The sequence below is a fragment of the Rahnella sp. RcJ3 genome (assembly GCF_009498575.1).
Classification (GTDB): Bacteria; Pseudomonadota; Gammaproteobacteria; order Enterobacterales; family Enterobacteriaceae; genus Rahnella; species Rahnella aceris.
On sequence record NZ_QSNX01000004.1, the window covers coordinates 86,234 to 99,425 of the forward strand.

At 57.0% G+C, this 13,192-nt stretch carries 10 protein-coding genes; 1 reads left to right on the forward strand and 9 read right to left on the reverse strand.

Annotation, left to right across the window (positions count from 1 at the left end; translation table 11 throughout):
* Positions 1-11: 11 nt before the first annotated feature.
* The 9 genes from DXU84_RS06865 to DXU84_RS06905 form a co-directional block, all read right to left on the reverse strand.
* Positions 12-1,799 carry an ABC transporter permease subunit gene (locus DXU84_RS06865; protein WP_131637415.1) on the reverse strand — a complete coding sequence of 596 codons (1,788 nt, stop codon included), beginning with the start codon at positions 1,797-1,799 and terminating at the stop codon, positions 12-14.
* On the reverse strand, positions 1,799-3,307 hold the full coding sequence (locus DXU84_RS06870; RefSeq protein ID WP_153375197.1) for an ABC transporter substrate-binding protein: 1,509 nt from the start codon (positions 3,305-3,307) through the stop codon (positions 1,799-1,801). Before DXU84_RS06870 ends, DXU84_RS06865 begins: the two co-directional genes overlap by 1 nt.
* A 13-nt stretch (positions 3,308-3,320) precedes the next feature.
* Positions 3,321-4,559: an MFS transporter gene (locus DXU84_RS06875; RefSeq protein ID WP_013578072.1), complete on the reverse strand. Its 1,239-nt coding sequence runs from the start codon at positions 4,557-4,559 to the stop codon at positions 3,321-3,323.
* Positions 4,560-4,563: 4 nt separating this feature from the next.
* Positions 4,564-5,379, reverse strand: a complete 816-nt coding sequence (locus tag DXU84_RS06880; protein WP_153375199.1) for an ABC transporter ATP-binding protein — start codon at positions 5,377-5,379, stop codon at positions 4,564-4,566.
* On the reverse strand, positions 5,379-6,197 hold the full coding sequence (locus tag DXU84_RS06885) for an ABC transporter ATP-binding protein (RefSeq protein WP_153375201.1): 819 nt from the start codon (positions 6,195-6,197) through the stop codon (positions 5,379-5,381). Before DXU84_RS06885 ends, DXU84_RS06880 begins: the two co-directional genes overlap by 1 nt.
* A gap of 257 nt (positions 6,198-6,454) precedes the next feature.
* Positions 6,455-7,510 (reverse strand): LacI family DNA-binding transcriptional regulator, encoded by a 1,056-nt coding sequence (locus tag DXU84_RS06890; protein ID WP_013578075.1) that lies wholly within the window; start codon positions 7,508-7,510, stop codon positions 6,455-6,457.
* Positions 7,511-8,920, reverse strand: coding sequence for a sucrose-6-phosphate hydrolase (locus tag DXU84_RS06895; RefSeq protein WP_153375203.1), 1,410 nt, complete (start codon positions 8,918-8,920; stop codon positions 7,511-7,513). It abuts the gene before it with no gap.
* Positions 8,917-10,290: a sucrose-specific PTS transporter subunit IIBC gene (locus DXU84_RS06900; RefSeq protein WP_013578077.1), complete on the reverse strand. Its 1,374-nt coding sequence runs from the start codon at positions 10,288-10,290 to the stop codon at positions 8,917-8,919. Before DXU84_RS06900 ends, DXU84_RS06895 begins: the two co-directional genes overlap by 4 nt.
* 76 nt (positions 10,291-10,366) lie before the next feature.
* A complete protein-coding gene (locus tag DXU84_RS06905; RefSeq protein ID WP_119262343.1) occupies positions 10,367-11,947 on the reverse strand; it encodes a carbohydrate porin in 1,581 nt (526 codons plus the stop codon).
* A gap of 250 nt (positions 11,948-12,197) precedes the next feature.
* On the opposite strand from DXU84_RS06905, the gene DXU84_RS06910 reads away from it, so the two are divergent.
* Complete coding sequence (locus DXU84_RS06910; protein WP_153375205.1) at positions 12,198-13,136, forward strand: aminoimidazole riboside kinase; 939 nt, start codon at positions 12,198-12,200, stop codon at positions 13,134-13,136.
* Positions 13,137-13,192: the final 56 nt, after the last annotated feature.

Here is a 13,192-nt window from a genome sequence, read left to right on the forward strand (position 1 = left end):
CAGGTAACAGTTCAGCCAGCCCTGACGGTTTTTTTCCAGCGCAAACTGCTCATCGTCACCGCCATCACGGACAGCAGCGCCAGCGCACCGGCAGGCGCGAGCACACTCCACGGGGCGCGTTCAATATACGGCATCCCTTCCGCCAGCACGCGTCCCCATTCCGGGGCGGGCGGGGATGCGCCAAGCCCGAGAAAACCTAATGATGCCAGCGCCAGCGCGATGCCCGGTAAACGCAGCAGGGCGTGGCGCAACAGCGGACCTGCCAGCGCAGGAAACACATAAAATACATTACGGCGCAATGCACCCACGCCAATGACCGCAAGCATCTGCATGTATGGCCTTGCGCGGATTTCGGCCACCAGCGCGGCGGTATGTGCTGCCAGCGGCGCCCAGCTTACGGCGGTGACGGCAATCGCCGCGCCGGTGGCGGTTGGGCCATTGATGGCAGCGATCACCAGCCCGGCAATGACCGGCGGCAGTGCGTTAGTGACTTCAATCGGGCCGGTCATAGCACGGGGAAAAGCACCGGTAATCACGCCTGCGAGCAGGCAAATCAGTGAAACACTCAGCGCCTGCAAACAGGTGCTGAATGTGCCACGCGCCACGCGGGCGAGAAGGTCACGACCCATCGCGTCAGCGCCAAACGGCAAAGCGAAAGAGGGGGATTGCAGGCGCAAATACTCTGATGTCAGCGGGTCGCGCGGCAAACCGGCGAGAACCATAACGACCAGAACGCTCAGACAAAGCCACGGCAGCCATGCCCGCTGTTTCTCGGGCGTGGCATCGGGTTGCGGAACCGGCACCGCACCCAATGACAACGCACGTCCCAGTAATATCCGCCGCATGCCGCCCGTCAGCATGCCGATGGCGGAGGCCAGCAGCAGCAGGATCAGCACGCCGGTTTGTAACGCCGGTAAATCTCCCGCTGCCGCCGCGCCCAGCGTAGCGCGCCCCAGGCCGGGGATGGCGAAGACCTTTTCCACCGCGATTGCACCGCCGGTCAGCGACACCAGCACCAGTCCGGTTAACGGCATTACCCCGGGCAATGCGCGCCGGATAATGGCCAGTGCGGTATGGCGGCGCGAAATGCCCAGCACGCTCCAGGTGGTCAGCCAGCTTTCATTAAAGACACCGCTGAGGGCATCGGAATACAGCCGCCCGAGATAGCCACCCGCCGGAATGCCCAGCGCCAGTGCAGGCAGCACAGCGTAATACCAGCCGGACCAGCCATAAGGCGGGAAAAATTTCAGCCAGACAGCGCCGGTAATCAGCAGCACCGACGCCAGTAAAAACTCGGGCAGCGCGGTCAGCAGTGCGGCCAGAAAACCGGCCGGGCGCGCCGTGCCGCCCTGCAAGCCACGAATCATCGTGCCCGCGCATAACAGCAGTGCAATCAGAAATGCCACACCAGCGGAAACCGCCATCAGCGTCAGTGAAACGCCGGTGGCCCGCAACATGCCGGGTAAAACCGGCATGCCGGATACCCAGGAAATTCCCGCGTCACCCCGCAACAAACCGGCCAGCCAGTGGGTCAGTGCATGCCACGGCCCCTGATCTAACCCCAGAGTAAGGCGGATCGCATTGAGCGTTTCTGCCGTGGCTTCCTGCTCACCGGATTTTGCGCGCAGCAAGGTCAGTGCCGGATCACTGCCCGACAGCCACGGCAACAGGCCGATCAATACCACGATGGCGGCCAGCGTCAGCAGGCGCGAAATCAGCGGTATCCACGCGCCGCCGGTCTGGCTCATGCGAACACGGCTGACGGCCATGCAGGTGCGGCAATACAGAGATTCACTCATCAGTCGGCCTGAACCGCACGTTGTGTCGCGGCATTGATTAATGTGCGTTCACGCGGGTCGCGCACTGCATCACGAATATCCGCTGCTTCGCCCTGAATCACCCGTTCATGCAACATTGGAATGGCGGCATCCGTGGCGAGGATCAGGTTTTCAGCCTGCATGATCGCCTGGCGGCGTGCAGCGCCAGCCGGAATAACGGCAGCCTTTTGCAGCGCCTGATCGATGTCAGGGCGGCAAAGCTGCGCAATGTTAAACGACCCTTTGCAGGCAAAATCGCTGTACATATAGGCCACCGGGTCGCCGGAATCCAGCACCGTCGCACGGGATAAAATAAAGGCATCGAACTTGCCTGCCAGCGCGTCAGATTCGATTTGTGAGTATTCGCGCACTACCTGTTTCACGGTAAAACCGGCGGCCTTCAGTTGTTGCGCAAGATACACCGCCACCTCCGGCAGTTCAGCGCGGTCACTGAATGTCGCTAACGTGATGGTTTCACCGGCCGGTTTACGGGCAGCTACCGGATGGCTCACCGGCTGGCGCAGTTGTGCTGCCCAGGGGAGTGCCGGGCCGAGCAGACCCTGCGCCACATCTGCGCGTTTTTCGTAGACATTATCCACCAGTTGCTGACGGTTAATCGCCTCGCGAACGGCGGCACGCAGCGCCGGATCCTGCATGACGCCGAGGCGCGTATTGAGATACAGCGTGTTGGTGCGCGGCATCGGCACCTCGTGGATTAAGTTCTGATCGAGCAGCGGGGCCTGAGACACGGGAATGGCTTCGACAATATCCGCCGTGCCGCTGCGTAATGCCGCGCCGCGTGCGGTGCCGTCCGGCACGAAACTGACATCAATGCCGCTGGCTTTGGCCTTTTCGCCCCAGTAACCGGCGAAACGTTCAAGCCGGGCGCTGCTGGTGCCATTCACCTGCACCAGTTCAAACGGGCCGGAACCGGTATGGCGTGGATCGACCACGCCGCTGGCGCTGTAGGCTTTTTGTGAAAGAATCGCCAGTTGCGGGCTGGACAGACGCTGCGGCAGCAACGGATCCGGCAGTGCGGTGGTCACAATCACCGCCAGTGCGCCGTCAGCCACGGCGGTCAGTTGCACGCCATCCAGAATGCGCGGTTTCGGCGCGGCATGTGCGGCGACGGTCAGTGCATTCACCACTGTGGCGGCATCAAGCGGGCTGCCGTCGTGGAATTTCACACCGGCACGCAGCGCGAAACGCCAGCTGTTATTACCGATTTGCTGCCAGCGGATGGCCAGCGCCGGTTGCGCTTCGCCGAGCTTATCGAGCGTCACCAGCGTCTCTGCTGTACTCCAGCGTGAGAGTTTAAATGCATCGTCGCTGAGCGGCGTCAGGCCGGAACGCGGCGGCTGTAACATCGCCAGCCGCAGGCGTTGATCCGCGCTTTTTTCGGGGGTTTTATCGGCTTCACTGAAGCAACCGGTCAGTAAAAGGGCAGCAGAAAGCAGCCCGGCCAGCGGGCTTACACGTAACAGAGACATCAGAAGTTCCTTGTCAGATTGCAGGAGGGGGCAACTGGCGGCAGATTCGCCACATCGCCAGCGCGCTTAAAAAGGGAACGGCGGCCAGCGCCAGCCACGGAATCACTGCGCCCGGAGAGGGTGTCAGGGCGTTATCGAGCAGGCCGCCGAGCAGGAAATTGCCCGCGAGCACCGCAGCGCCGCCCATCGACGACAGCGCACCATAATGCGCACCGAGATTATGTTGCCCGGCAAAGCGCGGAATGAGATCCATCCCGACCGGCACAATCAGCATCTGGCCGACAGTCAGCAGGGTAATCAGTAATACGGAAGGCAGCAGCCGCAGCCAGCCTTCCGGCGGTATTGTCCAGGCGAAAAGCGCCACGGCGATAAACGCGGAAGACAGCAATCCGAAGCCCGCAGGTAAAATCCGCGCCGCGCCTATCCGGCGGGAAAAACGCGCCAGCGGCATTTGCAGAACGATCACCAGAACCGAGGCCAGCACGAACAGCGGCCCGAGGTCCTGCTCGCTGCCGCCCGAACGGCGCAGCTCCACCGGCAGCGCCAGATACAACTGGTTGTAGCTGAACAGATAAGCGCTGTAGGCAATAATAAAGGCCACAAAACGCGGCTGACGGAAAGTCTGCCACCACGGCACAATTTTCAGTTCAGCGGCACGTTCCGGCGTGGCGGGCAGCGTGAAAAACAACACCACCAGCGCAATCAGAAACAGACCGGAGCCGGCCAGCGCCACCGGCTGAAAACCGTAACCGGACAGCAGCGATCCGAGCAATGGCCCCAGCACCGCACCCAGTTCCGCGCAGACCGCCGAGAGCGCGAACCATTCTGCCCGGCTGCGTTTTCCGGCTTTCTCGCTGTGCGTTCCTGCCTGTGCCAGCAGCGCTTCGATCGAAGGGGAAAACAATGCGCCGCCGATGCCGGTCAGACAGGCGCCGAGAATCACCGGTGCCAGTGTGTCGGAAAGCCCGAGCAGCAGAAAACCGGTGATACGCACCACGCAGCCCAGCAGAATGATGACCCGTGCGCCGTAGCGGTCAGACAGTGCCCCGCCGAGCAAAAACATGCCCTGTTGCGAGAATGTTCGCAAACCCAGCACCAGCCCGATCGCCCAGCCGGAAAGCAATAAATCGTCGCGCAGAAAAATCGCCAGGAACGGCACGACGGCATAAAAGCCAATGTTAAATACCAGATTGCTGGCGAGCAGCAGCGGTGGTTTTGGCGCAGAAGCGCGGGCAATGGAACGGGTCAGCATCCGGTTATCCGTTAACGGTCAAAGGTAAATGAGGAATGGCCTGCAGCAGTTGTCGGGTATGCGTATGGTCCGGGGCGCGCAAAATATCCTGTGTGGCGCGGTCTTCCACAATTTTGCCGCCGTGCATTACCAGCAACCGGTCGCATAGCCCGGCCACCATCGAGATATCGTGCGTGACCATCAGCAGGCCCATGCCATTTTGCTGCGTCACCTGTTGCAGCAGTTGTTTGATCTGCCCGCGCAGGGGAAGATCCAGCCCGCTCACCGGCTCGTCGGCCACCAGAAATTGCGGGCGGATCGCCAGCGCACGGGCAATCGCCAGCCGCTGCGCCTGCCCGCCGGAGAGTCCGGCTGCCGTCCGCCCTGTCAACGTTTCGTTCAGGCAGACCTGCGCCATCACGTCAGTCACGCGCAGACGGATATTGCCGCTAAACCCGAGGCGTTTCAGCGGTTCGGCAATAATCTGATAAACGGTCTGAGCCGGTGGCAGCGAACCGGCCGGATCCTGCGGAATGTACTGCACGCGCTGCCGGTATGCGCGCAGAGACCGCGCAGAGCCGGGGCGAATTTTAACACCGGCGCAATATACTTCACCGCTGTCGGGAGATTCAAGCGCCAGCAAGATTTTCAGCAGGGAGGATTTTCCACAGCCGGACGCGCCGACCAGCCCGAGCGTTTCGTGGGGGCCGATACGCAGCGACAGATGCTCAAAAAGCACAGCGTGCTGCCTGCGCCAGCCGGACCGCGGCAGGGCGAGATGGTGGCTGACGTTATGCAGATGCAGAAACGGTTCGGTGGCCAGATGCAGTGAAGATTCCATCAGACGGCAACCCCGCGCAGCGACGCGGCATTCTGATGCAGCGCGGCGGCCTGTCTTGCAGCGTGAACCAGTTTTCTGGAATAAGGATGTTGCGGATGACGGAGTAACTGCGCCATACCGGCAGATTCCACCAGCACGCCGTTTTCCATCACCAGTGCGCGCTCGCATAGCTGCGCGGCGACGGCAATATCATGGGTGATAAACAGCAGCGCCCGGGGTGATTGCGGACGGGTGCAGGCCTTATGCATGACCTGTAAAACCTGTTGCTGGGTCAGCACGTCGAGCGCGGTGGTCGGTTCATCCGCCACCAGCAGCGAAGAAGAGGATTGCATCGCCAGCGCCAGGCACAAACGCTGGCGCTGGCCGCCGGAAAGTTCCGCCGGATAACGGGTGGAAAATTGCGCAATATCGCCCAGCCCGACGGCATCCAGCATTGTGCGGAGTTCGTCTTCGCGGGCGGCAGGCAGGGCGAGACGTAGCTGTTTTCCGAGCGTCATCAGCGGGTTCAGTGCGGTGGAAGAATCCTGAAAAACCGTGGCGACGCGGCTGGCAGCACAACGTGAAACCGGATGTATGCCGCGCACTTCGACGCTATTCACCCGAATGCTGCCGCCGTGTATCGCGCCCGCAGGCAATGTGCCGGTGATGGCTTTGGCAGTCAGTGATTTACCGGAGCCGGAAGCACCAAGCAGACAAACCCGTTCGCCCGCACTGACGCTGAAACTCACTCCGCTGACGCGTTCTTCACCTGCGAGCCGCACTGTCAGCCCTTCCACCGCGAGAACCGGTTCAGTATTTTGCGTCCTGTTGTATGTCATTCCCTAAACCTGTTCATCGCTGCGACTGTTTTGATATGTGATAACATAACAAAATGTGTCAATTTAATGCAAAAGGTTTTGTAATTTTCTCTGTGCTATTTGCCGGTGCAACTGTGTGCAGCACCCTTTCAGGCAGCGAAATGATGAGTTCGCCGCTGTCGTAGCCGGGACATGATGAAGCAAAGCTGGCAGGAACAATCAGATGACGCGAGATGAATTAACATCTCTCATCATCCTCATGTGACGACATTGAATATCTATTTGATCTGCGAGAAGTGCGGGGAACGCCAGTGCAATTTAGGGGTTAAAAAGCATTGTGGCTGTGCGATGGGGTGTTCATTCATCAGATCACTGATCATGCTGAAGCAGTGCATGGCCAGCTCCCCGCAGTCCTGAGCGACGGTATCAATTTTCACGGACAGCGAGTCGTAAAGATAGTGATCGTCAAAACTGCAAAGATGGATATCACTCTCAAGCAATTGATGCTGACTCATATAGCGCAGAACCCCTTCCATCAAACCGCAGGAGGCCACGAAAAGCGCTTTGGGTGGACGCCCAAGCCGGGCACACAGCTGCGCAAACATTTCGTAGCCGGAGCTCGGGTGGTAGTTGCCGTACACAATCCAGTCGGGGTCGAGACTGACACCTGCCCGCTGCAGGCCAAGCTGATAGCCTGCGAGGCGATCGCGGGTCGGAGAAATTCGCGGCTGGCCGCCGATAAAATAAAACTCGTCCCGCTGAATTTTCGCTATCCGCGAAACCAGTTCTGCTGAAGATTCGATGGCTTCACAGACAACAATAGGGAGCTGCGTGTCCTGCATATGACGGTCAAACAAAACGACGGGGACTTGCTGGCTGATTTTTACGTATTCCGCATCGCTGAGCATGCTGGACGCCACAATCAGGCCATCGACCTGACGCTGGATGAGATTATTGACCACCATGGTTTCCTGGCTGGTATTTTCATCCGTACAGGCAATCAGCAGCTGCATGCCGTTCTCACGACACAGTGTTTCAAGTTCGTTAGAACAGGCAGCAAAACCGTAGTTGGTCATTTCCGGCACCACCAGTCCCAGGGTGAAACTGCGGCTGACATTCAGCGAGCGGGCGTGAATGCTCGGCTGATAATGATGTTCAGCCGCCACGGCGAGCACCCGATCCCGGGTAGGATCGGAGATACGAAACTTCTTGCTGTGCCCGTTGAGTACCTGGCTGGCAGTCGATTTCGATACGCCAGCCAGTTCGGCTATGCCACTGATAGTGATGCGTTTGGTCTTTTTCACTGCGCCATATTCTGTTGTCCGGAAAGACATTTATTCTATCACGCATTCCGCCAACGACCAGTGGCGCAGCGTAATCTGATGAGAACCCTGCAAGTTCAATTGTGCTGGTAAAACAGGGAAATAGCGTGCGGACATCACCGCTTCTCCGTCATTAATGAAAATTTCAAGGCTCGATGCATCGCTTAACACCGTCAGCTTACGTAACTGCCCCTGCCAGACACGGTATTCAGGCACACCCGTACGTCGGTTTTTACGGCTTAAACGCAGCCATTCTCCGTCGAAGCTGAGGGTCATATCACCACCAAAATCGGCGATGAAGGGGTGCTCAGTGACAATCTCTGTCTCGGCGTGGGTGATGTCCAGAGGCAGGCAATAGTCCGCAATCCCTTGCCATGTCTGCTCGTCACGACGAAGTTGTTGCAGTTCACGGGCCGGTTTCTGGATGATTTTTCCCGCGACCAGTGTCAGTTCGCGCGGGCAGGTCAGGGTATGCAGCCAGCCGTTTTGTATCGTTGGCTGGAAAAATTCATCGCCGTCCGGGATCCCCATCCACCCAATCAGCAGGCGTCGCCCGTCATCCGTTTGCGTGGTTTGCGGTGCATAAAATTCGAACCCCAGATCCAGCTCAGCGAAATCGCCGTGCGTAAACGTGGCATTGGCGTAATCCAGTTGTCCGACAAAATAACCCGACTGGAAGGTATTCAGATAACGGTCAGATTCCGCCGCTAAACCTTGCGGGCAGCAAATCAGAATGTCGTTTTCGGCCAGCCGGAATAAGTCCGGGCACTCCCACATGTAACCGAACTCACCCAGCCCGTGTAAACCTGAACCGGCAATTTCGCCGAGCAGATCCCACGCGGATAAATCGTCAGATCGCAGCAATAACACTTTGCCCTGAAGGCTGAGATCCTGAGCGCCCAGCACCATGTACCAGTGTTTGTCATGCCACCAGACTTTCGGATCACGCACATGTCCGGTATAGCCTTGCGGCAGGTTGAATACCGGCCCGGTTTTATCAAACTCACCCTCAGCATTTTCGCGCGCCAGACACTGAAACGCCGTGCGGCTGCCATCGGGATATTTCACGTTGCCGGTGTAAATCAGCGTCAGTTGGCCGTTGTCTGTTACGGCTGAGCCGGAATAACAGCCGTGGGTTTCGTATTCTTCTGACGGCGCCAGCGCCAGTGGTTCATGCTGCCAGTGAAGTAAATCTGCTGAACTCCAGTGCCCCCAGAACTTGGCACCGTGCGCGCAGGCCAGCGGGTTCCATTGATAGAACAAATGGAATCGACCGTTATGCTGGATAAAGCCATTAGGGTCATTGAGCAGCCCGACCGGCGGCGCGAGATGCCAGCCGGGACGGTACGGATCTGCCGCTGCTCTGACCTGACCGGCCACCACACTGCGCAGCGCTTTTTTCAGCAAACTGACTTCTGTCATTTTTCACTCTCCGTGTTGTATTTCAGCAGCAATGACAACAGGAATGCGCTGCCGAAGGCAATCACCAGACCAATCAGGTAGCTGAGAATCGAACTGGACTGCACGATGGCCAGCCCCGGAATACCGGTCAGGCCAACCGCCGTCATATTGACGTGCATCGCAACCACCCAGGCGCCGCCGAGCGCACCGCCGACCAGAGCAGCGAGAAACGGTTTCATGAAGCGCAGGTTGATACCAAAAATTGCCGCTTCCGTTATGCCCAACATCGCGGAGAATGCTGAAGGCACGGCAATGGCTTTAATTTTCGCATCACGCGTTTTGAAATAGACCGCAAGACAGGCTCCTCCCTGTGCAACATTCGCCATCGACCAGATAGGCAGCAGGAAATTCACCCCGATATTCGGGTTCCCCAGCAAACCGGCCTCAATCGCATGGAAGCTGTGGTGAATACCGGTGATCACGATAACCGAATACAATCCGCCAAACACCAGACCTGCCACCCAACCGGCATGGGTAATTAACGTGCTGAGAATAAAGGAGATACCGTCCCCGAGCGCACGACCCGCAGGGCCGATGATCAGGAAAGCGATAAAACCGGAAATGATGACCGTCAGGAAAGGCGTCAGGATCAGATCCAGTGCATCAGGGATCACTTTGCGCAGGCGTTTTTCGATGAAGCTCATAAACCAGACCGCCAGCAAAACCGGGAATACCGTGCCCTGATAACCGATCATCGCAATTTCGATACCAAAGAAATTCATGGTATGGAAACCACTGGCAACGCCCCAGGCGTTAGTCAGTGCCGGGTGAGTCAGAATGCCGCCCAGTGTTGCACCCAGGAACGGATTACCGCCAAATTCGCGCGCGGCAGTGAAACCAATCAGGATCGGCAGAATGATAAATGCCGCCGAGCTGAACATATCGAGCATGATAAAAATCGCGCTCTCAGGGTTGGCCCAGCCGTAGGTTTTCACCATGCCGAGCAGCCCCATCAGCAGGCCGGATGCGACAATCGCCGGAATAATCGGCACAAAGATATTCGACAGCACGCGCGCGAGTCGCTGGAAGGGATTGAGTTTTCGCGCCGCAATATCGGCGGCTTCGGATTTGCTCGATTCGCTGATACCGGCCACTTTAATAAACTCGGCGTACACCTTGTTCACCAGTCCCGTACCAAAAATGATCTGAATCTGTCCGGCGTTGCTGAAACAGCCTTTTACGCCTTCCACTTTTTCGATAGCACTTTTGTTGATCAGACTGTCGTCTGCCAGCACCAGGCGCAGACGTGTGGCGCAGTGTGCCGCGCTGGCAATATTGTCCTTCCCACCCAACAGCGGAAGCAGCTCAGTCGCGATTGCATTGATGTTCATAGAATCCCTTAATTTGTCATTACCGTTAACACCCGGTCAGACCGGGTGCTTTTTTTTTTAAATCAAACCCTGCCGTTTAGAACCAGGTTTCCATCTGGATGCCGAAATTCCACTGTCCGCCCGCTGTAAAGCCATCAGTACCAAATGAATCACTGGAGGAATAACTGTCGAGTTCTTTGCTCCAGTCCATGTAGGTGGCAAAGAAGCGGATTTCAGGGCGGCTCAGCATGTTGCTGATATCGCCCACTTTGAAGGTTGGTGCGAAGGTCAGTTTGTAGAAACCGCCTTTCACTTTGTTGTAATCGCTGTAACCCTGCGGATTGAGATCCATATACTGATAGCTGCCTTCATACGCCAGCTCGAAGTTCTCGGTAATTTGCTGAATCAGCCGGGTGTTGAAGGTCAGCCATTTATAGTCATCGCCGGAGACATAACGGTCTTTGCTCTGCTGAGCCAGAACAGCCGGAGCAATACTCCAGTTTTTGCTGATCGGTGTGATGCCGTAGGTTGCCAGACGCAGTGTACTGGCATCGTCAGTCAGATGTCCGTCAGAGCCCAGTGCTTTCACCTCCGCCCCCAGTCCGTGACCGTAAAGCAGCGCGGTTTTGGATGACCCTTCACGCAGACCATAGAAACTGTCGCCGTGGTACGCCAGCATGGTATGAAAGCCGGTATCCGCCGCATTAGTGATCCCATTTGTGCCGCTATTTTCGCGATCCTGATTGTTTTTGGCACGCAACCCGCTCAGCATCCACTGGAAAGGCCCGGCATAGTTGTTGGCTGTGACAATGTAATTTTCGATGCGGGTATCATCGTTGTTATCGTCTTCAAGATCGTCAAAGTTTCTTCCGTAAAGCGAGAAGTTACTTTTCAGGTTATCTCCCCATTTGACGTCATAGATCCCGCCGCCGGTCCCCGCCAGGAAGATGATGTCGGAATCGAGCCAGTGAATGTCGAAATTATCGCGGTCAAAGCGTTTACCCGCCCACAGCGTGGAATCTTTCCACGGACCGGTGAACGTCGGCAGCGAGCCGAGTTCAACAAAGGCCTGACGGATGTTTAAATCGCTGGTCGCGCCGGTCCAGTCGTTGTAGCTGCGCTGACCGTCAGCCAGCATAACTTTGTAGCGGGAAGTCGCACCGCTGGCCATTGTCTGGTTATGCTCCAGATTCAGCTCGACGTAGGTGTTGTTTTCATTGCCAAGACGCCCGACTGCACCGCCTGTTTGTCCGGCAGGCGTCACGTACGGGCCGCTTTCCGTGGAGGTCGCCGAGTCATTCATGATCACGCCGGAACGGGCATATCCCGTGAATTTAAACCCGCTGTTATCACTGCTGTTTTTATTGTTATCAGCGGCTAACGTTTCAGTGCGTTTAGCCACATCGGCAGTTTGCTGCTGGGTGATTTCAGCCGTCTTCGCCACCTGACGGGTTTGCTGTTCGTTGCTGGCGGTGCGAGTTTCGAGTTGCTTAACCTGCTGTTCTGCCTGCGTAGCACGGGCTTCGGCCTTAGCGGCGCGGCTTTCGGCGAGTTGTAGTCGTTTTTCCATCGCCGCAAAGCGCGCTTCAATCGCACTGGCGGAGATATCGGCACCCTGGGCCGCAGAAGAAAGAATAAGTCCAATAGCAACAGCAAGATAGCGAGGTTTCATCATCATTTTTATCCCTTCAGAGGAAGTTTAATTATTATGGGAAAACCATTTTGCTAAATTGCTAAACTGGTTTTCCTGAGCACAATAAACACCCGTTATGTATTTACGCAACGAAGTTCGGCAGCCTTGTGCTGGATTTGTGATCTTGCTGGCAATTCCATCTCTCGTCCTGAAAATTCATTTGCTCTTGATTAGCTAAACCGGTTCTTCTATTTTATCGACAGACGATTTATCAGGATTTAAAAAAGGAATGAAGATGAATAACCGGATTTGGGTTTTGGGTGACGCCGTGGTGGATCTGATCGCTGAAGAGGATGACCGCTTATTAAAATGCCCGGGCGGGGCACCGGCGAATGTTGCCGTCGGGATCCGCCGCCTCGGGGGAGACAGCGCATTTATCGGACGCGTGGGCGATGACCCTTTCGGGAAGTTCCTGATGAAAACCCTCGCGGATGAGGGGGTGAATATTGACTGTATGTACCTTGACCCTCATCACCGTACCTCCACCGTGGTGGTGGAAAACGATGCTGACGGCGAACGCTCTTTCACGTTTATGGTGCGTCCGGGCGCGGATTTATTCCTCCAGGCCACCGACATTCCGGCTTTCCATCCCGGGGATTTTTTACATTTATGCTCAATCGCGTTATCTGCGGAACCTTCACGTTCCTCCGCCTTTCTGGCAATGGCGAAGATGAAAGCGGCAGGCGGTTATGTCTGTTTTGATCCCAATATCAGGCATGACTTGTGGTCTGATGAGGGACAACTGCGTGAAAATCTTGCCCGCGCCTTGTCGCTGGCTGATGTGATTAAAGTCTCAGAGGATGAGCTGGAATTTCTGACGGGCGAAGCGTTGCTGTCGGAGGGGATGCTGCGTCTGTGTGACCGCTATAATCCCGAACTGCTGCTGGTCACGCAGGGAAAACTGGGGGTTTCGGTTTACCGGAAAAATAATGCCAGTCTGAAGCACTATCCGGCCCCCGAAGTGAAAGCGGTGGATACCACCGGCGCCGGAGATGCTTTTGTCGCCGGATTACTGGCCGGGCTGGCGCAACACTGGCCGCTGACCTCGGAGAGTGTCTGGCAACAGATCATTCATCAGGCACTGGCATGCGGTGCTCTTGCCACCACCGCCAGAGGCGCAATGACCGCATTACCCGACAGCGTTACCTTAAAAGCGTTCTCCTCTCAGCGGTAACCGCGCCCGACGATGTTGCCCGGACCGCAACTGTTCACCCGACGAAAATAATGTAA

What these genes read in the sequence shown, in the direction of transcription:
- DXU84_RS06865 (WP_131637415.1), bottom strand. Translation starts at nt 1,799, where the DNA reads ATGAGTGAATCTCTGTATTGCCGCACCTGCATGGCCGTCAGCCGTGTT.
- DXU84_RS06870 (WP_153375197.1), bottom strand. Translation starts at nt 3,307, where the DNA reads ATGTCTCTGTTACGTGTAAGCCCGCTGGCCGGGCTGCTTTCTGCTGCC.
- DXU84_RS06875 (WP_013578072.1), bottom strand. Translation starts at nt 4,559, where the DNA reads ATGCTGACCCGTTCCATTGCCCGCGCTTCTGCGCCAAAACCACCGCTG.
- DXU84_RS06880 (WP_153375199.1), bottom strand. Translation starts at nt 5,379, where the DNA reads ATGGAATCTTCACTGCATCTGGCCACCGAACCGTTTCTGCATCTGCAT.
- DXU84_RS06885 (WP_153375201.1), bottom strand. Translation starts at nt 6,197, where the DNA reads ATGACATACAACAGGACGCAAAATACTGAACCGGTTCTCGCGGTGGAA.
- DXU84_RS06890 (WP_013578075.1), bottom strand. Translation starts at nt 7,510, where the DNA reads ATGTCTTTCCGGACAACAGAATATGGCGCAGTGAAAAAGACCAAACGC.
- DXU84_RS06895 (WP_153375203.1), bottom strand. Translation starts at nt 8,920, where the DNA reads ATGACAGAAGTCAGTTTGCTGAAAAAAGCGCTGCGCAGTGTGGTGGCC.
- DXU84_RS06900 (WP_013578077.1), bottom strand. Translation starts at nt 10,290, where the DNA reads ATGAACATCAATGCAATCGCGACTGAGCTGCTTCCGCTGTTGGGTGGG.
- DXU84_RS06905 (WP_119262343.1), bottom strand. Translation starts at nt 11,947, where the DNA reads ATGATGATGAAACCTCGCTATCTTGCTGTTGCTATTGGACTTATTCTT.
- DXU84_RS06910 (WP_153375205.1), top strand. Translation starts at nt 12,198, where the DNA reads ATGAATAACCGGATTTGGGTTTTGGGTGACGCCGTGGTGGATCTGATC.